28 protein-coding genes are annotated in these 21,872 nt (G+C 55.2%); 9 read left to right on the forward strand and 19 right to left on the reverse strand.

The genetic code is table 11. The features are described 5' to 3' along the window. The first annotated feature begins 58 nt into the window (after positions 1-58). From ACF8YQ_RS13295 to ACF8YQ_RS13315, 5 genes are all read left to right on the forward strand, one after another. A complete protein-coding gene (locus tag ACF8YQ_RS13295) occupies positions 59-547 on the forward strand; it encodes a GNAT family N-acetyltransferase (RefSeq protein ID WP_396621670.1) in 489 nt (162 codons plus the stop codon). Positions 548-809: 262 nt separating this feature from the next. Next, a complete protein-coding gene (locus ACF8YQ_RS13300) occupies positions 810-1,541 on the forward strand; it encodes a helix-turn-helix domain-containing protein (protein WP_396621671.1) in 732 nt (243 codons plus the stop codon). 82 nt (positions 1,542-1,623) lie between these two features. Continuing rightward, complete coding sequence (locus tag ACF8YQ_RS13305; protein WP_396621672.1) at positions 1,624-2,523, forward strand: DMT family transporter; 900 nt, start codon at positions 1,624-1,626, stop codon at positions 2,521-2,523. A gap of 21 nt (positions 2,524-2,544) precedes the next feature. Continuing rightward, positions 2,545-2,877 carry a tRNA-binding protein gene (locus ACF8YQ_RS13310; protein WP_396621673.1) on the forward strand — a complete coding sequence of 111 codons (333 nt, stop codon included), beginning with the start codon at positions 2,545-2,547 and terminating at the stop codon, positions 2,875-2,877. Positions 2,878-3,339: 462 nt separating this feature from the next. Then, a complete protein-coding gene (locus ACF8YQ_RS13315; RefSeq protein ID WP_011786374.1) occupies positions 3,340-3,831 on the forward strand; it encodes a hypothetical protein in 492 nt (163 codons plus the stop codon). Between the two features lie 16 nt (positions 3,832-3,847). Here ACF8YQ_RS13315 and ACF8YQ_RS13320 read toward each other — a convergent pair whose 3' ends face one another. Next, positions 3,848-4,753 carry a DMT family transporter gene (locus ACF8YQ_RS13320; protein ID WP_226596458.1) on the reverse strand — a complete coding sequence of 302 codons (906 nt, stop codon included), beginning with the start codon at positions 4,751-4,753 and terminating at the stop codon, positions 3,848-3,850. Between the two features lie 41 nt (positions 4,754-4,794). Here ACF8YQ_RS13320 and ACF8YQ_RS13325 point away from each other — a divergent pair, with 41 nt between their 5' ends. Next, positions 4,795-5,187, forward strand: coding sequence for a helix-turn-helix domain-containing protein (locus ACF8YQ_RS13325; RefSeq protein ID WP_396621674.1), 393 nt, complete (start codon positions 4,795-4,797; stop codon positions 5,185-5,187). 21 nt (positions 5,188-5,208) lie between these two features. On the opposite strand, the gene mtgA is transcribed toward ACF8YQ_RS13325, so the two are convergent. The 10 genes from mtgA to ACF8YQ_RS13375 form a co-directional block, all read right to left on the reverse strand. Further along, positions 5,209-5,916 (reverse strand): monofunctional biosynthetic peptidoglycan transglycosylase, encoded by a 708-nt coding sequence (mtgA, locus tag ACF8YQ_RS13330; protein ID WP_011786377.1) that lies wholly within the window; start codon positions 5,914-5,916, stop codon positions 5,209-5,211. Positions 5,917-5,927: 11 nt separating this feature from the next. After that, on the reverse strand, positions 5,928-6,482 hold the full coding sequence (locus ACF8YQ_RS13335) for a hypothetical protein (RefSeq protein ID WP_396621675.1): 555 nt from the start codon (positions 6,480-6,482) through the stop codon (positions 5,928-5,930). A 77-nt stretch (positions 6,483-6,559) separates the two neighbouring features. After that, positions 6,560-7,867 (reverse strand): MFS transporter, encoded by a 1,308-nt coding sequence (locus tag ACF8YQ_RS13340; RefSeq protein ID WP_396621676.1) that lies wholly within the window; start codon positions 7,865-7,867, stop codon positions 6,560-6,562. 17 nt (positions 7,868-7,884) lie between these two features. After that, positions 7,885-8,394 (reverse strand): hypothetical protein, encoded by a 510-nt coding sequence (locus ACF8YQ_RS13345; RefSeq protein WP_222179293.1) that lies wholly within the window; start codon positions 8,392-8,394, stop codon positions 7,885-7,887. Beyond that, complete coding sequence (locus ACF8YQ_RS13350; RefSeq protein WP_011786381.1) at positions 8,394-8,723, reverse strand: YqjD family protein; 330 nt, start codon at positions 8,721-8,723, stop codon at positions 8,394-8,396. Before ACF8YQ_RS13350 ends, ACF8YQ_RS13345 begins: the two co-directional genes overlap by 1 nt. 132 nt (positions 8,724-8,855) lie before the next feature. After that, positions 8,856-10,706 carry a M48 family metalloprotease gene (locus tag ACF8YQ_RS13355; protein WP_396621677.1) on the reverse strand — a complete coding sequence of 617 codons (1,851 nt, stop codon included), beginning with the start codon at positions 10,704-10,706 and terminating at the stop codon, positions 8,856-8,858. A 151-nt stretch (positions 10,707-10,857) separates the two neighbouring features. Continuing rightward, positions 10,858-11,244 carry a DUF2750 domain-containing protein gene (locus ACF8YQ_RS13360; protein WP_022992812.1) on the reverse strand — a complete coding sequence of 129 codons (387 nt, stop codon included), beginning with the start codon at positions 11,242-11,244 and terminating at the stop codon, positions 10,858-10,860. A 36-nt stretch (positions 11,245-11,280) separates the two neighbouring features. After that, the gene (locus ACF8YQ_RS13365; protein ID WP_396621678.1) at positions 11,281-11,919 is read right to left on the reverse strand and encodes an SDR family oxidoreductase; all 639 of its coding nucleotides are present in this window, start codon (positions 11,917-11,919) and stop codon (positions 11,281-11,283) included. A 67-nt stretch (positions 11,920-11,986) separates the two neighbouring features. After that, entirely contained in the window at positions 11,987-12,313 is a 327-nt protein-coding gene (locus ACF8YQ_RS13370) for a ribbon-helix-helix domain-containing protein (RefSeq protein WP_396621679.1), read from the reverse strand. A gap of 53 nt (positions 12,314-12,366) precedes the next feature. Continuing rightward, positions 12,367-12,948, reverse strand: a complete 582-nt coding sequence (locus ACF8YQ_RS13375; RefSeq protein WP_396621680.1) for a DJ-1/PfpI family protein — start codon at positions 12,946-12,948, stop codon at positions 12,367-12,369. Positions 12,949-13,107: 159 nt separating this feature from the next. Here ACF8YQ_RS13375 and ACF8YQ_RS13380 point away from each other — a divergent pair, with 159 nt between their 5' ends. Then, positions 13,108-13,776 (forward strand): glutathione S-transferase family protein, encoded by a 669-nt coding sequence (locus ACF8YQ_RS13380; RefSeq protein WP_396621681.1) that lies wholly within the window; start codon positions 13,108-13,110, stop codon positions 13,774-13,776. 24 nt (positions 13,777-13,800) lie between these two features. On the opposite strand, the gene ACF8YQ_RS13385 is transcribed toward ACF8YQ_RS13380, so the two are convergent. The 4 genes from ACF8YQ_RS13385 to ACF8YQ_RS13400 form a co-directional block, all read right to left on the reverse strand. Further along, positions 13,801-14,256, reverse strand: a complete 456-nt coding sequence (locus ACF8YQ_RS13385) for a GatB/YqeY domain-containing protein (RefSeq protein WP_011786390.1) — start codon at positions 14,254-14,256, stop codon at positions 13,801-13,803. Positions 14,257-14,338: 82 nt separating this feature from the next. Beyond that, a complete protein-coding gene (locus ACF8YQ_RS13390) occupies positions 14,339-15,076 on the reverse strand; it encodes a ZIP family metal transporter (protein ID WP_023009196.1) in 738 nt (245 codons plus the stop codon). Between the two features lie 26 nt (positions 15,077-15,102). Continuing rightward, complete coding sequence (locus ACF8YQ_RS13395; RefSeq protein ID WP_011786392.1) at positions 15,103-15,558, reverse strand: DUF4112 domain-containing protein; 456 nt, start codon at positions 15,556-15,558, stop codon at positions 15,103-15,105. Positions 15,559-15,609: 51 nt separating this feature from the next. After that, on the reverse strand, positions 15,610-17,037 hold the full coding sequence (locus ACF8YQ_RS13400) for a PLP-dependent aminotransferase family protein (RefSeq protein WP_396621682.1): 1,428 nt from the start codon (positions 17,035-17,037) through the stop codon (positions 15,610-15,612). 188 nt (positions 17,038-17,225) lie between these two features. On the opposite strand from ACF8YQ_RS13400, the gene ACF8YQ_RS13405 reads away from it, so the two are divergent. Both ACF8YQ_RS13405 and ACF8YQ_RS13410 read left to right on the forward strand, forming a co-directional pair. After that, a complete protein-coding gene (locus ACF8YQ_RS13405) occupies positions 17,226-17,741 on the forward strand; it encodes a pyridoxamine 5'-phosphate oxidase family protein (RefSeq protein WP_396621683.1) in 516 nt (171 codons plus the stop codon). Positions 17,742-17,815: 74 nt separating this feature from the next. Beyond that, the gene (locus tag ACF8YQ_RS13410) at positions 17,816-18,268 is read left to right on the forward strand and encodes an MgtC/SapB family protein (RefSeq protein WP_011786395.1); all 453 of its coding nucleotides are present in this window, start codon (positions 17,816-17,818) and stop codon (positions 18,266-18,268) included. Between the two features lie 19 nt (positions 18,269-18,287). Here ACF8YQ_RS13410 and ACF8YQ_RS13415 read toward each other — a convergent pair whose 3' ends face one another. The 4 genes from ACF8YQ_RS13415 to ACF8YQ_RS13430 form a co-directional block, all read right to left on the reverse strand. After that, complete coding sequence (locus tag ACF8YQ_RS13415; RefSeq protein WP_226596477.1) at positions 18,288-19,448, reverse strand: AI-2E family transporter; 1,161 nt, start codon at positions 19,446-19,448, stop codon at positions 18,288-18,290. A 153-nt stretch (positions 19,449-19,601) separates the two neighbouring features. Further along, on the reverse strand, positions 19,602-19,763 hold the full coding sequence (locus ACF8YQ_RS13420; protein WP_022992820.1) for a hypothetical protein: 162 nt from the start codon (positions 19,761-19,763) through the stop codon (positions 19,602-19,604). A 97-nt stretch (positions 19,764-19,860) separates the two neighbouring features. Then, on the reverse strand, positions 19,861-20,772 hold the full coding sequence (locus tag ACF8YQ_RS13425) for a methylated-DNA--[protein]-cysteine S-methyltransferase (protein ID WP_226596480.1): 912 nt from the start codon (positions 20,770-20,772) through the stop codon (positions 19,861-19,863). A gap of 109 nt (positions 20,773-20,881) precedes the next feature. After that, positions 20,882-21,829 carry a DUF4124 domain-containing protein gene (locus ACF8YQ_RS13430; RefSeq protein ID WP_396621684.1) on the reverse strand — a complete coding sequence of 316 codons (948 nt, stop codon included), beginning with the start codon at positions 21,827-21,829 and terminating at the stop codon, positions 20,882-20,884. Between the last annotated feature and the right edge of the window lie 43 nt (positions 21,830-21,872).

Below are 21,872 nucleotides of genomic sequence, written 5' to 3' on the forward strand. Positions count from 1 at the left end.
CCACAAACCGGCCGTTTAACATCGGCGTTAAGCATCAATCGAAAACACGGAGCAGTTGATGGAAATCAGGGATGTGTGTTTCCCCGCGGATAGTAGGGATCTCCGACAGCTAATACATGAGTATGTCGATTGGCTCGGTATTGATCTCTCTTACCAGGATTTCGACGGAGAGATGGCAAGCCTGGAAACACTCTTTTCTTTGCCAAGTGGACAGTACACGTTTGCAGTGGTGGGTTCTGAAATTGCGGGAGGTGTTGGTTTCCGGAAAATCGACGTCCATACCGCAGAAGTAAAGCGCTTGTACGTCCGCCCGGACCATCAGGGAAAAGATATCGGATGGTCTCTTATGGCCAATCTGGTGCAAAAACTCAAAGGCTTAGGCTATGAACGGCTCGTTCTAGACGCAGTGCCTCCCACGAGAAAAGCCCAGGCCTTATATGCGAGGATGGGCTTTACTGAAATTCCGCCCTATTTCCACAACCCAGTACCTGACACCAAGTTCTACGAATTTGATCTTCGCGATCATGGCTTGGAGCAAGGTGCTTAACAAACGCGGTCAAGGGACGCTACTGACGTAGCGCCCCTGCCGCCAAGCGTTACCCCTAGTCTGAATGTTCGCTTTGCGACCGTCCCGCATCCCACGCGGCACCTAAACAAAAGCGGACATTCGCGTCCAAGATTTTCTGGATGCCCGACTCGATGAGATGGGCAAACGAAACACCAACGCACGGAAGACTTTTATCAACGGTTCGATTGAAACCGAGACCGTTGGAGCGTGATTCTCAGTTGTTTCCGATTATACTGGTGCCATGAAGCATTCTGAGATTGGGCTGCACATACGAAGCTATGATGAGGAAGGGAATAGCCACTCCCACGACCATCATCAACTGGTTCTGCCCTTGGCCGGAGCCTTGTCGTTATCCGTAGACGCTACTGAAGGGGAGGTTGGTCAGCATCGGGCTGCAATCATCCCCTCGGGAAGCCGGCACGGTTATGCGGCAACCGAAGACAATCGGTTTCTAGTCGCTGACGTCCCTGAAGGGTTGGCTCCAGCTCTGGACAAGCTACCCTGTTTCGTTGACCTCGACCCCGCGCTGCTCCATTACGTCCAATTCCTCCACGCGCAGCTTCAAAATGGCACAGAGTCCGATTTTACCCAGCATCAAATGCTGCTTTTGCTGATTCAGTTACTTCAAGAGCGCCATGGCAGCCGGTTGAAGCTGGATCGCAGAGTTCAAGTTGCGAAACAGTATCTCGATGACCGCTTCAGCCAACCGTTGTCTTTGACGGACGCTGCTGCGGTGGCGCACCTGAGCGTTCGTCAGTTGAACGATCTGTTCCGGCGTCAGGTAGGCATGACCCCGCATCAATACCTCACAGAATTGCGAATGAAAGAGGCATGGCGGCTTTTAGAGCAGTCGGGCCTGACTGTTCAACGTGTTGCCGATGCCGTCGGTTACTCGTCGCTATCCGCCTTCAGCGACCGGTTCAGAGGCCATTTCGGCAAGTCACCCAGCCACTTCCGCCGTATTTGGAAATAGTTCCGCCAGGATTCGAAAGATCCTTCTCGCTACCCCGGATACCCTCCCCGGAATCATTCATTAATTTTTCGAGGAGGGTTGCATGGCATCGGTTAACGCCGCTACCTGGATTGGGGCCATTTCTGTTTTGTTATGGGGCACTCTGGCGCTACTGACTAAGCTTTCCGGTGGCGAGATTCCGGAGTTCCAACTCATGGCCATGACCTTCGGCATTGCTTTCGTGTTGATGTGTGGCCGTTGGGTGCTGGCCGGGTATATCGGCGTGCAGTACTTAAGGCAATCACCGCTGGCCTGGAGCATCGGCATCGTCGGCTTGTTCGGGTATCACTTTGCCTATTTCAAGGCCATGACATTGGCACCGGCCGTAGAAGTCAGCCTTCTGGCCTACCTTTGGCCTTTGCTGATCGTTCTGCTTTCCGCCTTCCTTCCCGGCGAAAAATTTCGAGCTCAAAACATCGTTGGGGCGTTGGTTGCCTTGGTGGGTTGCTGGCTGCTGATCAGCCGAAACGCAGACGGGTTTGCTTGGGAGAACCTGCCGGGCTACTTGGTGGCTCTGTCTTGCGCGCTGATCTGGTCCTCTTACTCCGTGCTTAGCAGACTGGTTCGCTCGGTGCCGACCGATGCCGTAGGCTGGTTCTGCGGTGTTACGGCCATTCTGGCTTTAATCTGCCACCTGTTTTGGGAGGAAACGGTATGGCCAGAAGGCGCACTTCAATGGATTGGTGTGGTGGGGCTCGGCCTCGGACCGGTGGGCATAGCGTTCTTTACCTGGGACCATGGTGTAAAGCACGGAAACATCCAGTTACTGGGAACCTTGGCATACAGTGCGCCACTGATTTCAGTGATCCTGTTGATCCTTGCCGGATTCGGCGAGGCTACGGTTGCCTTGTTGAGTGCCAGCATTCTGATCGTCATTGGTTCTTTGATCGCGGGTCGTGCGAAGAGCCGGACGGTCGCCAAGCCAGATTTGTTAACAGACTAACTACGTCAAAGGAGCAGTGAGATGATTACCTGGGACGATTTCGAGAAGGTTGAACTACGGATCGGGACGATCATTGAAGTGATGGATTTTCCTGAAGCGCGCAAACCTGCTTATAAATTGCGAGTGGATTTCGGGCCGGACATTGGTATTCGTAAATCGAGTGCACAGATTACAAACCTCTATGGCAAGGAGGAGCTCATCGGCAAGCAGGTTCTGGCCGTCACCAATTTTCCGCCCAAACAGATTGGCCCTTTTTTGTCGGAGTGCCTGGTCACTGGCGTGCAAACGGAGAAGGGCGCAGTTACCTTGGTAAGACCGGATGCGAAGGTGGGTAACGGGGAACGCCTGTTCTGAGTTCCGGCCGCTTACACATCGCGGGCCAAGGTCTCTTGTGCTGGCAATGGTGAGCGGAAAGCTCACCGTTGCAGCACTCCAATACACCTTCTACTGATTCGCTGCTCCAAAATAGCCGCAAAGCTCCGCGTATTTGTCCAATGTCATTGCTCGCTTTGCGACCGTAGCGTTTACTACGCCTTGAAAGCGGCCAAGTTATGGTTTCAATAACCGCCTCCACAACCACCGAAACAATGATCAATCAGCAAAGAGTTTTCCCACAGAATCTGTGGATAACTGTGTTGGCAACCCAAGGATAGCCGGTGTGAATGGCTCAACCACAAGGCCTGGCGATGAGCGGAGGTAAAATAATCAACTCGCCCTTTGCTTCAAAGTTACCGCGCTGTGTGCAACCTGTAATCGCAGCCTCGACGAAATATCCGTAGCCTGTCTCATCACATCCACAGGTCACGGTGAAAACGCATGCTCGACAGGTTGAGAAGTATTCCAGTACGCGGTTTGTTCGCCAGGCTGTTCTCCTGGTTGTTTTTCGGATTGGCCTTCGCTCTTGTGGCAGCAACCATCGTCGATGTCTTTGAACTCCTGAACTCCGATGAGCCCTTGATGCAGGCCATGATTAATGGCGTTAACGGCAGCATTATCGCACTGGCCGTTTACGAACTGGCGATGGTGATCCGCTCGGAATACAGCGGCCGTTCAGAAACTCACGATATAGTGACTATGATGCGCCGCACCCTGCCCCGCTTCATCAGTACCGTTTGCGTGGCCATGTCGCTTGAGGGACTGATCATGATCATCAAATACAGCCAGCTTGATTTGGCGGGGAATCTCGTTTATCCGGTTGCGATTATTGCGAGTACAGCATTGTTGTTGGCCGCACTGGGTGTGTTTTTAAAAATGGCCCCCAAAGAGATCGGTGCGAACGGGTGCGATGAGTCCTGCACGACAAAGTGAGCCCATAGCAACAGAGTCAGGTCCGTTGCTCGGGAACGCTGGTTGCGCTGACGCTCTGACGCTTGCCGGGACGAAACAACACATAGTTTCCCAATATGGCCAGCAGGGCGCCCAGCATAGCCGGCGTCGTCCACTCGAATCCCTCCAGCCAGGTGGAGACCGAAAGAGCGACAACCGGGAACAGTACCGCGGCATAGCCTGCCTTGTCGGCGCCCAGCACCTGGATGACCGTAATGTAGCAGTAGAACGCCACAATAGAGCCGGGAACGGCAAGGAACACGGTCGCTCCCCAGAATACTGAGGTGGCAGGCAGCATCCACTCTACCCCCTGGATCAGGCACCACAATCCGAGAATAAGTGCTCCATAAACCATTGCCCAGGCATTGGCCGTAAACAACGGAACCCCTGCGGCCTTCACCTTCACGCTCACCAGGTTACCCATGGAAAACCAGAAGGTTCCAGCGACCGCAAACAGTATGCTCGCGCCAGTGGCATTGCCGAGTTGCAGGTCATGCCAGAACAGCAGCGCGACACCGGTCACACCAAGGGCCACGGCGGGGTAGAGCCTCGCTGTCGGTCTGGTTCGCAACCAGAGCCAACCGTTGAACGCGTTGAACAGTGCCGCCAGAGAAAACACGACCGCCAACAACCCACTGGTCATCGATTCGGCGGCCCGATAGATCAGGAGAAAATTCACGCTATATAGCGTCAGCCCTTGCAAAAAAAGCCAGCCATGCTGGCCAAGCGTCAACCTGCTCAGCCGCCGGGTAACGGCAAGAACCGCAAGTGCAACCACAGAAGCCATCACAAAGCGATAGAACACTGCCAAATCCACAGACGCAGATTCGACCTGCAGTCGAATCGCCGTCCAGCTCAGACCCCATATCAATACAGTCATTCCATAATGGGCACTAATGGGCATGATTCAGAGGCTCCCAGATAAATGGCAAGTTCGGGCGTCAGGTGGTCAGCCGACACACCAGCGTCGCCAAAGCACCTCCCGCAGTTTCCGGGCAACTGTCCCATCAGTACCGGCGACTGTTACAGGAGCAGATTCATGCGGAACTGAGCCAGCCTCTCACACTGTCGGAAATGGCCGGCTGGGTGAATCTCAGCCCCTACCATTTCGCAAGACTGTTCCGGGCCACGTTTGGCTGCGCCCCCTACCAATATGTACAGGAACAACGGCTCATCCGGGCACGCGATCATCTGCGCCAATCAACCACCAAAATCACTGCCATCGCTCTCGCCTGCGGCTTCAACGACGCCAGCCAATTCAGCCGGGCATTCAAAGCCCGGTTTGGTATGACACCATCCCAGTGCCGGAGCGAGGCCCACTCATCAAAGAGCCGGTGAACCATAAACAACGGTTTGGCATTACCTGCCAGCGTTGATTTCGGCGAGATACCCCGCCCTCGATAACCGAGCCATCTGCCCCTCAATCCAGGCCACACGTTCCTGGACGTAAGGCGTTGGCGAAAGCACGCTCAACACGTTCGGGTTAGGAAGGACTGCAGCGAGATGTGCAGCCTGGAGTGGCGACAGCACGCCCGCCGGAATTCGGTAGTAGGCGCGGCTGGCTGCCTGTACACCGTAGATGCCCGGCCCGAATTCTGCGATGTTCAGATAGACTTCAAGAATCCGCTGTTTAGGCCAGATCGCATCAATTGCCAGTGCCAGACCCGCCTCGATGGCTTTTCGGACAAAGCTTCGATCATTCCAGAGAAACAGATTCTTGGCCGTTTGCTGCGTGATGGTACTGGCACCTCGCAAGCCCTCTCCAGCCTGATATTCAGAGACCGCCTTATGAACAGCCTTGAAATCAACCCCGTGGTGCTCCGGAAATCGCTGGTCTTCACTGGCGATCACCGCCAGCGCCATCCATTCGGATACCTCAGATATTGGCACCCATTCGTGCTGCAAAGGCTCGCGGGCATCACCCATCTGATAACCCAGCATGAAGGCCGAGGTCGGAGGGTTCACGAACCTGAACAGCAGGATAATTGAAAACATCAGCACCAGTGCGGCTACAACTACCCAGAACATCAGCCGCAGTGACTTTCTAGCAAAAGAGGCCTTGGCCATAACCTGATTAATTACCTCGCCGGGATAAACTGTCCATAGCCCATTTCACGACCGAATGACGGCGAGAATTCCTCGTCGTCGACCGCCAGCCGTCCGTTGATCAGAACCGTTTTTACAATGCCGGGATTGCGATTGACCAAACGCTGCAGATCAAAGTTTTCCATCTCGCCCCAGTGCACCTGCTCAAGGTCCTGATTGAACCCCGCCGGATCAATAATCACAACATCGGCGCGGTCCGCTTCACGAATCTTGCCCGCATCCACACCGAACCAGTCGGCCTGGTCTCCCGTCAACCGATGTACGGCCTGCTCCATGGTCATGATGGGGTCTCCGTCATTGATAGACTCATGAACGAGCTTGAGCATGCGCAGAGGCAGGTTGTAGAACGCCATATTCCGAATATGGGCACCGGCATCACTGAAGGTAATCAGCGACCGGGGGTCTTTCACCAGGCGCTTGAGTACCCGTTTTCGATGGTTCCCGACGGTGGTGTACCAACGAATATTCCTGCCGAACTCCACCACCAGATCCAGGAACAGATCGACGACATGCACACCACGGGCCATAGCAAAACGCCCCTCAGGATCTTGTTTATGTGGGATGGCTATAAATCAGAATAGCCGAAGCTGGGGCAGATACCGTGTCAGTCCTCCGCTTTTCGGGCCTCAGTCGCAGGCACTTTCAGCATCAGCACAAACCCGATCAGCAGGAACAGCAAGATCGTACTCATGCCCCAACGCTGGCTGTCGGTAACCGACGTCACCAAACCCACCAGCAACGGGCCGGCAAAGGCGGTTGCCTTCCCGGAGAAGGCGAACAAGCCGAACATCTGAGTCTGCAGATGCGGCGGGGCCACACGGGCCAGATGAGAACGGCTGGCCGATTGCAGCGGCCCCACGAAAATGCCCAGAATCATGCCCCATATCCAGAACGCGGTGGCCCCATCCACCACCAGAATTGCGAACGCACTGCAGCCCAGGCCCACCAGCGACAGCAGGATGGTATTGCGACCACCCAGGGCATCGTCAATCCAGGCAAAGCCCAGTGCCCCCAGCCCGGCAGTGACGTTCAGGGCAATGGCAAACTGCAGCACTTCCGTGGGACTCATGTTGAACGTGCCGGCAGCGTAGACGCCACCAAAGGTAAAAATCGTCGCCAGGCCATCGGTGTACAGCATCCTCGCAATCAGAAACCGCACGATGTCCCGATACTGCCGTACATGAGCAATGGATTGTTTCAGTTGGGCCAGTCCGGCCCGCGTCGCCGCCCCCAGACCCAAACCGGTTGACGGACGATCCGGGATAAAAAAGAACGCCGGCAAGGCAAATACCAGATACCACACGGCCACCAGAACAAAGGTTGCCCGCACGTGCTCTGCGGCGCCTCGATCAAGGTTAAAAATCGTGCCGTCCGCTTCGATAAAGCCATAGAGCGCCACCACCAGACTGGCGATACCGCCCACATAACCCAGTCCCCAGGCCCAGCCAGACCACCGTCCGGTACGCTCCGGCCGAGCCAGATCCGGCAACATCGAGTTATAGAAGATGAAAGCGAACTCAGCGCCGAGTGTACCCAACCCCACCCACAGAGCGGCCGTCCAGAACTGACTCTGATCCGGCGTCACCGTCCACAACATGGCCGACGAAATCACACACAGGAGTGTAAAACTGATCAACCAGGGTTTGCGCCGGCCTGACTGATCGGCAATAGCACCGAGAATCGGAGCAAGTATGGCAATCTCCACCCCGGCTATACCAACGATGTTGCCCCATGCCCGCGTGCCCGCCACTTCATCCTGAATCACCGAGACGCTGAAGTACTGAGCGAAGACAAAAGTAAGAATGATCGTAAAGAAGGCACTATTTGCCCAGTCGTAGAGCGCCCAAGACCAGAGTGCGCGTTTATTCTCCGGCGCACCAGGTAGGCTTGACTGTAATGGTGATGGTGGCATGTCTTGCTCTTGGTCTGTTACTGCGTTGTTTCCGACTGGCTATCGGAAGGTTGTGAGCCAGACATATGCTCGGGCTTGGCAGCACGTTCAGCTTCGGCTTCCTTCATCAAAACCATACCGCCCTGAAGCAACAGAGACTTCAACCGGGGATCTCCCTGTTCGGCGATGCCCAGCACAAAAGCAATAGACGCCGATTCCAGAGGGTTCTTTCGAATCAGGTTCCTTAAAGATTCTACCGGCGATGACATGCCTGAACTTTCGCCGGAATCGGCCTGTCCGTGAGACCTGGCCGACCGCGTCATACGATAGAAAAAAAGCACTAACAGGAGAATACAGAAAAAGCCCGTCACGGCCATCGCACCGGCTTCACCCAGCACAGGAGCCAGGGCCAGCGTGGCGGCGTTGACGAGCATGTAAAAACCGGTAATGAGCAGGGCCACCAGCAAAACCAGCGCCAGCAGTAAACCCAGAACTGCCGCCACTACCTTGCGCAGCGCGCCCTGCAACCAGGCCGAGTCAGGCATCATCAGCGATCCAACAAGCGACCCACCAACAACCCGGCCAGAAACATAAGAACGATACTGAGGAAGGGACGCTCCTCAATTTTGTGTTCCACGTTTTCCACCGCTTTGCCGCTGACATCCTTTGCGCGATCAAGGGCTTCATCGCCCCGCCGCTTTACCTGGTCAAACGCTTCCCGGCTTTCGCGGCGTATCTCGTCTCGGAGATGACTGATGTTGTTCTTCTGGCCTTCAGCGACACTTCTGGTCAGCTTGGCCATATCTTCCTGAAGACGGCGCAGATCCTCACGAACCTGTTCGTACTCATTTTGTTGACCGGATTTCGCTTCCATCATCTTGCCTCCTTATCAGTATGATTACTGCTATTTCGGCTATGGCTGCGTGTATCCAAAAGCAACCACGGTCATCCCAACTCTAGCACAGACTCAGAAACACGATGTGAGGGGTTCTTAATGTGACAACGGCGATTACAGGATCCTGCTCCCTTTTTTAACAACCCTCTTTGCCACAGCTTTGGCATCCCCTGACTTACAGACGATGAAGAATCTACCGTCAACATCCAGACTTTCGGCCACTCGAGCTTGTAGCTTATTTCGTGAGAAAACGATGCCTTTAGACTTGAATGCAAGGATGTATACCGGATCCTCCGGCATGTGGCGAACGGGTTTCTGGGCCAACCAGACCTTTCCGACATTTGGCATACGCTTGAGTTGCGCGATTAATTCGCCAAGCCGCTCTTTTTCAATTTCAGGCTTCATCAGAGCATCTTTAGGGCTAACACTTTGGCGCTCTCGATGGGCTGCAACAAAGATTTCCTGCTGAGCCAAAGAGTCCTGCCACCAAGCCTCAGCTTCCTCCCGTTTGCCCTTATCCAGGAGGAACTGATAACCCAGCCTCGCACAGTCGCCAATCAGGTTTGGATTGGTTCTGGCCAAAGCTAAAGACTCGAGGCCCGACTCATCATCACGACTCAGAAGAATACAGGCAATATAGAAAGCGCAGCCCGTGGCCTGAGGCTGACGCTCACGAAACGCCAGAAATAGAGGCAATGCCTGCTCATCCGAGACAAACTCCCGGGTCCAACACGCGTAGTCCCAGAGAGTGTCATCAGATAGTTCTGCTGCATCACTACCCTCCATCTCTTTCAGCTTGGTGCGGGCGTTCGCCACGTATTCGTAGCGCTCTCGCCAGGCTTCACCATTGGCTGTCAGCCATTCACGATCAAAATCGGCCATTACCTGGCGGCCACGGTCGCCGAGCCATTCATCGGCTGCATTCACTTCAGTGACGCTCACCTCCGGCGTTTCCACACCCAGGCTGATCAGCCTGTCCCGCAAACTCGGATGCGTGTTGGCGTAGTGCGTCTGTACCTGCATCTCCTCATCAATGCGTGCCTTCATCTGTTCTCTGTCAAAGGGACTGTCGTTAAGGAAATGGGCCAGGCCTGCAAACGGCGCAAAAGGGGGCTCCGCCACCTCATCTGCTCTTCGAAAATAGTTCTTCCAATAGTGATCGTCGATATACGGAGCCGTTGCATGGACATTCACCAATGCTTGAGCGGCCGTTTGCGGTGACGTGAGCTCCGCTGCGATGGCATCAGCCTCGTACTCATTGCTCCGGGCAAGCGCAAAGGAATAGGCCTCAAAACGGGGAGAGTACCAGTTGAAGAACTTGCGCATCATGGAAGCGCCCCATGACTCCGCATGTTCAAATGCCGCCATTATCCGGAGCCAGCTCAAACGCACACGGTAAATCCAGGCATTGAAACGGCTGTGATTGCCGGACAAATGGCCAAACTCGTGGGCCAACACCGAGCGCATTTCTTCCGGGGACAGAGTCAGCATCAAAGGATAGCCGACGATAAGGTAATTCCGGTTCCAGCCAAACACGCCCAAACGAGGGTGTTGAACTACCGCAGCATTGAGATTGTTATCCAGAATAACCCGGTGAATTCTGACCGCCTTCAACTGCTTGCTCAAACGGTCAATTTCCTCAAACAAACGGGGGCATTCTTTTCGTTTGAGCGTGTAGCCTTCAGGCGCTTCAAAACGGACCCAGAGCGCCTTCAGAAGTACCCAGATGGCGATCAGAATGACAAAAATCAGCTTTTTCTTTACCAGAATGAGGAACAAGGCTGTACTGAAAACAGCCGCGGCGACCAGCCCACCAGCAAGACCAATCAGAGCGAATAACACCCCGAAGATTGCCAGGTATCCAATCAAGGCGAATAACGCCAGTTTTGTCACGTAGCGCCGTGGATGAGCAACAGTTTCTTCCTCGGCTTTACGCACCAACTCAATAAAATCTTCCTCTGACATACTACTCATGCTCTTTCCTTGCGACTCGGTCTCTGAGCATGACCTTATATCAGCGCGACTCTCCCAGCCCTGAACCCGGTCTCATAAATTACAGAAGTCTGAAACTGCTGCTCACTGACAGCTTAAAAGGCTCGTTTACAGCCGATAAAGCCTAGAAAGATCCCGACAACACTTCCTGAAGATCCTGTTTCAGCTCTTCCGGCTGCGTTATCCAGAGCTCACTGTCGGCGCCCGGAAAAACACCCACCTCAAGCCCGTCACGGCTTAACCCGGGCACCCACTTCTTGAAGAAGTCCGGCAATGAAATCGCCTTCGGGCTCAGGTCACCCGAAGGCCCTGCGTAATCCGCCGCGAAGTCCTCACCTGGCCATACAGGGAGATACCCGACCCCATCCTCTTCCGAGACAATTTTGAGAAACTGGTTATCGCCATTGACCAGTATCCAGAGCTCGCGCTCTTCCACCACAGCGTCCAGAAAATAGTCGTAGCGTTCTTCGCCATCCATTTCCAGAATCGAGGCTAACGGGTTATCGCTCATTGCGGCTCTCTTGTTGATCATGCCGGCGGACGCGGCTTACAGGTTTGCCAGTGCATCACGCACCGGCACATCCCCAGACACTACATCAAAAACACGGTTGTCGGTATTGTCAGAATCCAGCACAGCCAACAGAACCCGGGCAACATCCTGGCGTGGAATCTCCCCGAAGGCATCCAGTCGTTCGCTGACCGAAACTTTGCCGTTGCCGTCATCATTGGTAAGCCGGCCCGGGCGCACGATGGTGTAATTCAGGCCACTGGTTTTCAGGTGTTCATCGGCATTACGCTTGGCACGCAGGTAGTGCTGCAGCTTTTCCGGGCCTTTTTCCGGCTCTTCAGCGCGCATACTGCTGACCATGATGAAACGCTTGATGCCCATGGCCTTGGCGGTATCCACCAGACGAATCGCGCCATCCTGATCTACATCTACCGTCTTGTCCGGACCAGTATGGGGGCCGGACCCGGCGGTAAAGATAACGGCGTCACAGCCCCGCATGGCTTCGCTGCAATCCTGCTCCAGGTCGCCAATCACCGTTTCCGTTGCACCAAGCTTTTGCAGTTCCGGACCCTGGTCTGCGTGGCGAACCAGTGCTCGTGCCTCATGCTTACTGTCTGCGATTTCCTGCAAAAGATAGCGCCCGATCTGACCATTCGCCCCGGCAATGAATACGTGCATGGGGTGCCTCCCCTGTCGATTGTGTGAAATGAACGTACTCTCTAGCTGCGCCCGAACCACAAACAATTCAAGGGACCGAAGCCATCCGGGCTTTGGAACCCGACTGCGCAGCCATCAACGGCACAGGGCGGGCTTCGCGTTGAGCCAGATACCGGGTGCAGCTTACGCGGAGAAACGATGCAAAGTTCTCAACCTCACCCCGCAGCTCCATCACTTCTTCATAGAGTTTGGTGATGAGCTGGTTGGTGGTCATGCCATCCACTTCAGCAATTTCCTGCAGAATGTCCCAGAACTGGTTTTCAAGCCGGAGTGTGGTCACCACACCCCGAATGCGAAGAGAGCGGGATCGACACTCGAACAGAATCGGATCGGCTTTCACATAGAGCTCACACATGGGGTCTGTCTCCTGTAGGGGCGGCAGCCGCCATAGGCAGCTGCCGGATAGGGCTAGATTGAGATTTGCGCTCCCAACAGTTTAGCAAACGCCGCCAACCACGCTGGATGAGCTGGCCAGGCCGGAGCCGTCACGAGATTACCCTGTACGTGTGCCTGATCGACCGGAATGTCCATGTAGCGACCACCGGCCATCTTCACATCCGGTCCACAGGCCGGATAGGCACTGCACTCGCGTCCCTCCAGCACACCGGCGGCAGCCAGGATCTGGGCACCATGACAGACCGACGCAATGGGTTTGCCCGCGTTGTTGAACGCCTGCACGATCTCAATCACCCGCTCATTCAAGCGCAGGTACTCCGGGCCCCGACCACCGGGAATCACCAGCCCAGCATAGTCATCAACCTGAACCTTATCGAAATCGTAATTGAGCGCGAAGTTATGACCCGGCTTTTCGGTGTAAGTCTGGTCACCTTCGAAATCATGGATGGCGGTTTTCACGCTGTCGCCGGATTTCTTTTCCGGGCAAACCGCGTGTACTTCGTAGCCCAGCATGGTCAGTGCCTGGAACGGCACCATGGTCTCGTAGTCTTCGGTGAAATCGCCGGCCAGCAGCAACAGTTTTTTATTTGACATGTTCATTCCTCCCTGTTTGATCAACAATGCATATCCATCATGCGCCACTTTCAACAGGGATAGGTAACAGCGGAATACTACATTTCGAGTGAACCAATCAGCCTTTTTCAGCCTACTGTACTACCCTGACCACTTATAAAACGGGAACGGAGCTTCCGAATGATCACAGTTCACCACCTCAATAATTCACGTTCACAACGCATTCTCTGGATGCTGGAAGAACTGGGCGTACCCTACGAGATCCAGCGCTATGAGCGCGACCCTGAAACCATGCTGGCTCCAGCCAGTCTCAAGAAGGTGCACCCGCTCGGAAAGTCGCCGGTCATCACCGACGGAAATCTGGTGGTTGCCGAATCCGGTGCCATCATCGAATATCTGGCGCACACCTATGGTAAAGACACCATGCTGCCCGAAGCCGGAGGCCAACAGTGGCTGGATTACACCTACTGGATGCACTATGCCGAGGGTTCACTGATGCCACCGCTGGTCATGCGCCTGGTGTTTGAAAAGGTGAAGACCAGCCCAATGCCGTTCTTTGTCAAGCCGATCGCCAAAGGAATTTCGGACAAAACCAACCAGATTTTTATCGGCCCGATGATCAAGACCCACCTGGACTTCGTGGAGTCACAACTGGCCAAAAACACCTGGTTTCTTGGGGAACAGCTGAGTGCGGCGGATATTCAGATGAGCTTTCCTCTGGAGGCGTCCGTCGCCAGGGGCATCGTTGGTAACGACAGGCCAAACATCAAGGCATGGGTAGCGCGGGTGCATGCGCGCCCCGCGTACCAGAGAGCACTGGAGAAAGGTGGAGACTACGACTTCGCCTGACCAGGCCGTGGTCCCAGCGCTGGCTTAACCCGCCAGCGCAGCTCGAACTTTTTTGCTCAGGTGCCCCATATCCACCCGGCCGAGCACCTGAGGCTTGAGTTCATTCATCACGTTTCCCATGTCCTGCATACCGGAGGCTCCCGTCGCGTTAATGGTTTCGCGGATAAGCGCATCCAGATCGTCCTCAGACAGCGCGGCAGGCATAAACTCCTCGATGATCACCATCTCCGAGCGCTCTTTGTCTGCCAGTTCGCCCCGGCCTGCGTCATCATATTGTGCAGCGGCGTCCCGGCGCTGTTTCAGCATCTTGTCCAGCACCTTCAGAACATCGTCATCAGTGAGTTCCCGGCGCTCGTCGACCTCAATCTGCTTCACCGCAGCCTGAGCCATACGCAGCGTTACCAGGCGATCTTTGTCCTTGCTCCGCATTGCGTCCTTGACTGCGCTGGAAAGTTTTTCCTTAAGTGATGTATCCGCCACGGTTAGTCTCCTGTTCTGGGAAAATAAAAAGTAAACAACGCATAAAGGGCAGAATGATAGCCAAACTACGCCGGAACGTCCCCTATCCGGATAACGCCACCTCTCCCATCACCCCAAGCAGAAAGCCTGCAAGCGCACCCAATGGTGGCGCCCAGTGTTTTTTCAGGCGTACCTGAGGCGCTATGTCCTGGAAAATGATGTAGAGAATACCGCCTGCCGCAAACAGCATGATGCCGGATACTACACTCGGGGCATCCGACAGCAGAAAGTAGCCAAGGGCACCGGCCACCGGCCCAAGCAACGCCATCAGCGCCAGGGCACCCACAATCTTCAATCCTCGATAATGGGTCGCGTCCACCAGTTCCCGATAGGAGTTAAAGCCCTCCGGAATATTCTGCAACGCAATGATGCCCGCCAGCAGAATTCCGCCCTCACTGGACACCGAGAAAGTGGCGCCGAGGGCCATGGCTTCCGGCACAAAATCCGAAAGCATGGCCACCAACTGGCTCGCCGGTGTGCCGTTGGCAGCCAGCCATCGATCCAGAAGCATAAAGCTGATACCGCCTCCGGCAAAACAGACAACGATACCCACCATGGACAAGTTAGCCGTCCCTTCTGGCACCAGTACCAGCGCAACCGCCGCCAGCAGCGCGCCACCGCCAAACGCGATCACACTGTGCCGCACCTCGGTTTCCAGCCAGCGCGGGTGAATACGCTCCACCGATGCCAGTGCTGCGCCCACAGGCATTGCAAGACCGGCCATCAATGTCAGTAGTAGTATCTGCATAAGGCCATTGGCCTGAAGTGCATCCAGCATCATGCTCTATCCATAGTCAGTTCGGGTGTTCAAAGAATGAGCGACAAACCACCGGTTATCACTGCAAACAGAATCGACAAGCCAATCAGCGTTCCCCAGGGGAACGGCGGTGGGGGCGGTTCAATCGCCAATTCCTTCTCAAGATAGTTTCTCAGCAGTCTGGTATTGCGAGTATTCGCCTTATACACGGCATCAAAGGCATCTCCCACCACCGGCAACAGGCCACCCAGGAAATCGATGACCATATTCCTGAGCATTCTTAATTTCACAGCCTTGCTGGCGCCCGCCCGTTGCGCTTCTACCAGCACATAGCCCGACAGGATCAGGCCAGCCATATCACCAACCACCGGTAACAGCCCGATGATGGCCTCTATGCCAATCCGGAACCTGGTAAATGGAAGGCCGATGCTGCTGTCCATCAGACGACTGAACCGGTCAAGACGATCCAGAATGGCGCGCTGTCTCGCCTCGGATGGTGTTGTCATGCTGCTTCCCTTTGCTATTCCGACGGATTTTGAGTCAATTACAAGCTGCGGTTACATTCGGGTTAACGCGCTTCTGAGGATGCTGACGCAATCCTCCATTTCCCGCTCACTGGCACTGGCAAACCCCATGACCAGACCGGATGATGCGGTATCTCCGATGTAGTGCGCACTCAATGGCGTGCTGCCAAAGCCTTGTTTCCTCAGCCATCCACTCAAGGCTGAGTCATCAAACCGGCCTTCAAGCACCAGATGCATACCCGCACTCTCGGCCACCGGGTGCACCAGATCCCCGAGTTTCCTCTGCACCGCGTCCTGGAAGTACTGCCACTTGTCCCGATACAACTGACGCATCCGGCGAACGTGTCGAACGAACTGGCCACTCTCCATAAACTCGGCAATAGTGGCCTGTATCAGCAAGGGCGTTTCGCCACCACTGACCTGTTTGGCCCAGAGCACCGGCTCCACTACTTCCTCCGGAAGAACGACATATCCCACTCTTAATGCCGGCAGCAGCGTTTTGCTGAAACTTCCCACGTACAGTACCGGCGCATTGTCGAACATACCCTGCACCGCCGCAAACGGCTTGTTGAAGAAATGAAATTCGCTGTCATAGTCGTCTTCCACTATCCAGCAATCGTTCTGCCGGGCCCACTGCACCAGGGCCATCCGTTGGGAGAGGTCCAGAATCCCCCCCATGGGATATTGATGGGTGGGGGTGCAGAACAGCAACCTGGCGGAGCCCAGATGTGGCAACGCGGTCACATCAAGAACCTGATTTTTCAGGGGAATGGGCACCAACGGATTGCCAAGGCGCCCCAGCGCATTGCGGGCACCTCGATATCCCGGATTCTCGCATAGGACACGATCGCCGGGACTCAGAAACACATCCGCCAGCAACGACAAGGCCTGCTGCGCACCATTGGTGATCACAATCTGATCGGCATGGCAACGCACGCCACGCGACGTTCGGAGGTAGTCCGCAATGGCCGTCCGCAGCGGCAGGTAGCCCTGAGTACTGTCATAACCGCGAAGCCCCCGCCGGCTTTCCTGATGGTGCAGCACGCGGTTCCAGGCGTTGACGGGAAAGGCGTCCAGATCCGGCAGGCCGGGCTGAAATGGCAGGCAGGCATCTTCCGCTCTGCGGGGAGTCCCACGCACCCTGTCTGGCAGTGAAGGCAGTCGGAAACTCCCGCCGGAGGGTATTTTCAATTTTTTCCCAGCCGGTTCGATAGCCGACCCGATATCCTCGTGAACGAATACTCCCCTACCTGCCTGGCTCTGAAGGAAGCCTTCTGCTTTCAACTGATCGTAGACCGCATTCACTGTGTTCCGACTGACGCCAAGATCCTCCGCCATCTGGCGACTGGACGGCAACCGGTGTCCCGGAGGATAACGTTGAGCCAGAATTCGATCAGCCAACTGTCGATAGAGCTGAAGCTGCAGAGGTTGGTCAGCATCAAACCGAATATCATCAATCACAACCACTGGTCCTATAAAAAAACACAATCTGGGTCTTTCTAGGGTATCAGAAGTGACGTGAAATAGAACGCAACTGCCCAACCTACAGCCTTGAGGACCACCGTATGAATCAGCCAGATACTCAACAACCCTCACCTCTGACGTCCTGCCCAAGGAGCACCGTGAGGCGGGCCACCAAAAGAGCGTCGGTGGACCGCCAGGTTGCCTACACGCTGATTGACCGACTCAAAACCGCGCACCTGGGCTTTGTGGAGGACGGCGAGCCCCGCATCATCCCGATTACCGCCTGGCGAATGGATGACCACCTGTACGTTCACACCCTTAATGGAGGCCGGTTGTCAAAACGCCTCGGCTCGGGCCAACTCCTTTGCATCTCGTTTGCCGTCACCAATGAATGGGTTTTGACCAAGTCTGCGTACCACCACAGCGCCAACTACGAATCTCTGGTGTTGTTCGGCCGCGCCCAGCTCGTAGAGGACACTGCAGAATTCGACGCCGCATTCCGGGCCATCATCAACCAGATTGAGCCAGGGCGTTGGGAGCAGGTACGGGCACCGAGCCAGAAGGAGCGCCGGGCAACCGCGCTGTTCCGGATACCGATTGAGGAAGGCTCATTCAAGAGCCGGACTGGCGGCCCCAATGAAGATCCCGAGGATATGGGATTGCCAATATGGCACGGAACCGTGTCGGCAGTAACCTCATAAAAGGACGATCCCGGCCTTACCTGCTAATCTGCGTGAGCAGATACAAACAAAACTGAAAGACCAGGAGACGATCTGTGCTGGAAAGCGAAATCCCCTTAATGGACATGGTCATTCGACTGCTTATGGCGGCTGGCCTGGCACTGGTGCTTGGGCTTGAACGTGAACTACGAGGGAAGCCAGCGGGACTGCGATCGCACATGCTCGTCTCCGTGGGGGCATCCGCATTCATCATGATGGGCATGCACATTTTGCTCGCCACGGCGGAAGGCGACCCTTCCGCCCGAATAGACCCCACACGCATTGTCGAAGGCGTGATTGGCGGCATTGGCTTTCTGGGCGCCGGCAGCATCATCCAGAGCCGCGGCAATGTTCAGGGCATTACCACGGGAGCCTCCATCTGGGTATCCGGCGCCATTGGCGTAGCCTGCGGCCTTGGCACCCTGGCCCTTGCCAGCATGGTGACGGTGCTTTCACTGATTATCGTGGTCGTGCTTGGCCGATTCGAGCGAGAAGTCATCAAGGATTGAAGCTGTGGTCACACCCGAATCATTTACCCAACAGCTCCCCTACCGGACGAAAGTTCACCACATGATCGCACACGGACTTTGCGATCATGAGAATGGGCGTAGCCACAATCAAGCCCACTGGCCCCCACAACCACCCCCAGAACAACAACCCGATAAAAATGGCGACGGCATTCAAACTGGAGACGTAACTCGTCAGCCACGGCATCAGCAGATTCCCCTGAATACTGGTGATGACCAGCGATGTAAGCGCAACAATCACGGCAGTATTGAGCTCGCCGAACTGCAGGAATGCGGCCACCCCAGAGCCGACCAGAACCAGGAAAGGCCCCAGATACGGCACACCACTGGCAATACCAGCCACCACGCCCCACAGCGCCGCTTGCTCAACACCCAGTAACAGAAAAGCCAACCAGGTGAGAATGCCGACAAAGAGCGCACTGATAACCATGACAAAGAGAAACCGGCGCACCTGGTGATGCAGTTCATTCATGATCCGCGCCGCCTTACGCATACGCCGGAACGAAGGACCGGAAATTCTAACGATCTTGCGCCGGTAGAGCCGGCCAACGGAAAGTAGGAAAAACACCAGCAAAAGCACAGAAAACATCTGGGAAATCAGCACTATTGTGGCTGGCGAATTGCGGATCACATAGTCACGAACGTCCATCGGCTTGTCCACCACCCGTACGGGTGTCACGCCGGCCTGAACAGCCGGTTCCTCCTGGCTGTTCTCGGCGGTTTCCTCAATCTGCTTTGCTGCAATCTGGGCTTTTTCCATGATGCTTTCTTCATCCTCGGATGAATATGCATCTTCACGCTGAAGTTCCTTGATGGCCTGGGGAATCTTGTCCAGCATGGCCATGGCTTCCTGCTTGAGCGGCACACTTGCCGCCGCCAGAATTCCTATCAGTGCACAAAGAACCAAAGCTGCACCCAGTGGACGGGGAATGTGAATACGATCCAGTGTCGACACCAACGGATCCAGCGCGTAACTGATCAAAACCGCCACCACCAGCGGCAGCAAAACAGGCTGAGCCCATTCGATAAAATACAGGGAGGCGATGCTGGTCAGCACAATCAACGACATGCTGCGGATATTGATGGCTTCAATCAGGGCCGTGGTTGAGTCCTGTTCGCCAGAACCCGACCCGACACCCGGGCTTTCCTCGTTGTGACTCATAACCGCAGCTATGCCTCATATCACATCCATGATTCAGAAGAGTGTAGCTTGCCTGCTGCCGGCCAGTGGTTACGATATTTTATGACGTGGTTCGACTGAGATGAGTGGCACATAAACAAAAAGGCAGCCGAGGCTACCTTTTTTGAAAATCTCTTAATTACTCTTCAGATTAATCTGCTTCGGGCCAGCCGAGGTCAACTGCGAACTCTTACCTTTAGCCACATACTCAACGCGCCCACCGGACTTTAAAAAGGCAGCCGTCTGCTCTTCAATCTCTGCAGACGTTAAAACAACTTTGACGACTTTCTTGCTCATGAGATTTCCCCGATTGGATATCGGCCTGTTCGCCAATATCAAAGCAACAGTGTATCTGAAACAGGAAATTATTGCCGGGGGAGTGCTTCAGGGTCGTTTATTCACGCACAAGACTCCTCCGCTCAGCATCCAACAACGCCCGCTTTCGCTCCAATCCCCATCGATAACCGCCAAGCCCGCCATCCCCTCGGAGTACCCGATGGCAGGGAATCAACACACCAATCCGGTTCTTGCCACAAGCGGAGGCCACAGCCCGAACTGCCCTGGGCTTGTCGATCTTTGCGGCGACCTCAGAGTAGCTAAGAACATCGCCTTCACGGATACTCAACAGGAACTGCCAAACCTTTACCTGAAACGCCGTACCACGCATATCCAACGGCAAATCCGGCCGTGGGGCTCCGGCACTGATATGCTTATCCAGAGCGTCCATCCAGGCATCAAGCTCTGGGGCGTTCCGCGCTGGTGAAGCGTTCAGATCTGCATTGGGGAACTCCGACCTCAATTGGGCCATCAGCGAGGCTTCATCGTTACCGAACTCCACCGAGCATACGCCGCGGTCCGTGGCCGCCATCATCACCAGCCCCAGTGCGGTCATTCGACAGGCATAAACGATGACTTCGCCCGCACCACCGGCCCGATAGATCTTGGGCGACATACCGATATTGCGGTTGGCTTCGCCGTAGACACGACTGACCGAACCATAGCCAGAGGCAAAAATCGCGTCCGTCACCTTGTCGCCGTCTTTAAGAGACTGCTTGAAACGGCGCATCCGGACGGCATCCTGATAGGCTTTTGGAGACACCCCGAAGGCCTCTTTGAACTGCTTCTGCAGGCGAGAAGGCGACAAGGACGCCAGCATCGCCAGGCGCGCGAGCGTGAGTGGTTCCTCGGCGTGGGATTCAATGTGATCGGCCACCTTGACCAGCCGGGCCACACGGGCATCACCATGGGAAGCTATGTCTCCAGCATCCCTGTCTGATCGCCGTTGTCGCTCTGGTGAACCAGGCATGACATCACCCTCTATTCATTGTGGACAGGGAGAGTAAACCCCACTCTGATTATGGATTCCATCCGATTGTTGCCACCCTTATTCTGATCGGGTCCACTGCCAGAACCTGCTACAACCGGATAACCCCCCCCTCCTGACTGAGCAACCAGCGCCGCCAGTCCAGTCCCAGCATGTTGACCCCGCCGATGTAGTTGTCGTCTACCAGGTAATACGAGAGGGTGCGGTCACCTCGGTTGAAGTTATGCATCAGCCGCACCAGAAAACTGCGGCGCGTGGGCTTGGCAAGCAGGAAATAGACAAACTGGCCAGCCTGGGCACGTACGCTGCCGCTACCAGACATATCGGAGTGTCGCCACTTGTTGCTGGGCAGTTTCAGGAATTGGTCGATGCCGGTTAACCGGCCCTGTTCACGGGCTTTAGCGACAATCCATCGGTTTTCCGGGTGGCTCTCGAAATACAGACCGGCGTCATCCCGTTCCAGCATCTCCATCTGCTCGGCAAGCCCCTCGTTCAACCAGGCGGGAGCATAGGGGACGATGGAATTGACAACCGCATGACTGACCTCATGCTTGATGGTTCTGAAGGTGCGTTCCCTGTCCTCCTGAATATACACCACGATCTGATGCTCAGATGGCATGTACAAACCGTAGGATGCAACCAGCCAGCCCCTGTCCCGTTGAATCAGGTAGTTCCGGTAACTGACCATATCCTTGAAAATCAGAATATTAACCGGCACCGTCCGGTACATATCGAAAGACAGCACGCGGTCGAAAAACTCGTAAACATGGTTCACGCCATCGACAATCTGCTGGTTTTCCTCGGCAGTCAGCTCCAGATCGACCGTTTCAATGCGGATATCAAAACGCGACCATTCCGAGGCCCTGGGCTTCACGTTAACCACTTCCTGTTTAACGCTATGGTCCTGGCGGTCGCTGAAGTGCACCTTGCCGTGCTCATCTACCCATTTGTAGATCTTTGCGGTGGCTGGGCTGGCGACGAGCATCAGGAGCCAGATCACAAGGGCTGCAGAGGCAATCTTCTTTAACCTTATAAGCACTGCATGATATCCATGGTGAAAGTCAGTGGTGACAACGAAAGAT

The organism is Marinobacter sp. W-8 (assembly GCF_044342215.1).
GTDB lineage: Bacteria > Pseudomonadota > Gammaproteobacteria > Pseudomonadales > Oleiphilaceae > Marinobacter > Marinobacter nauticus.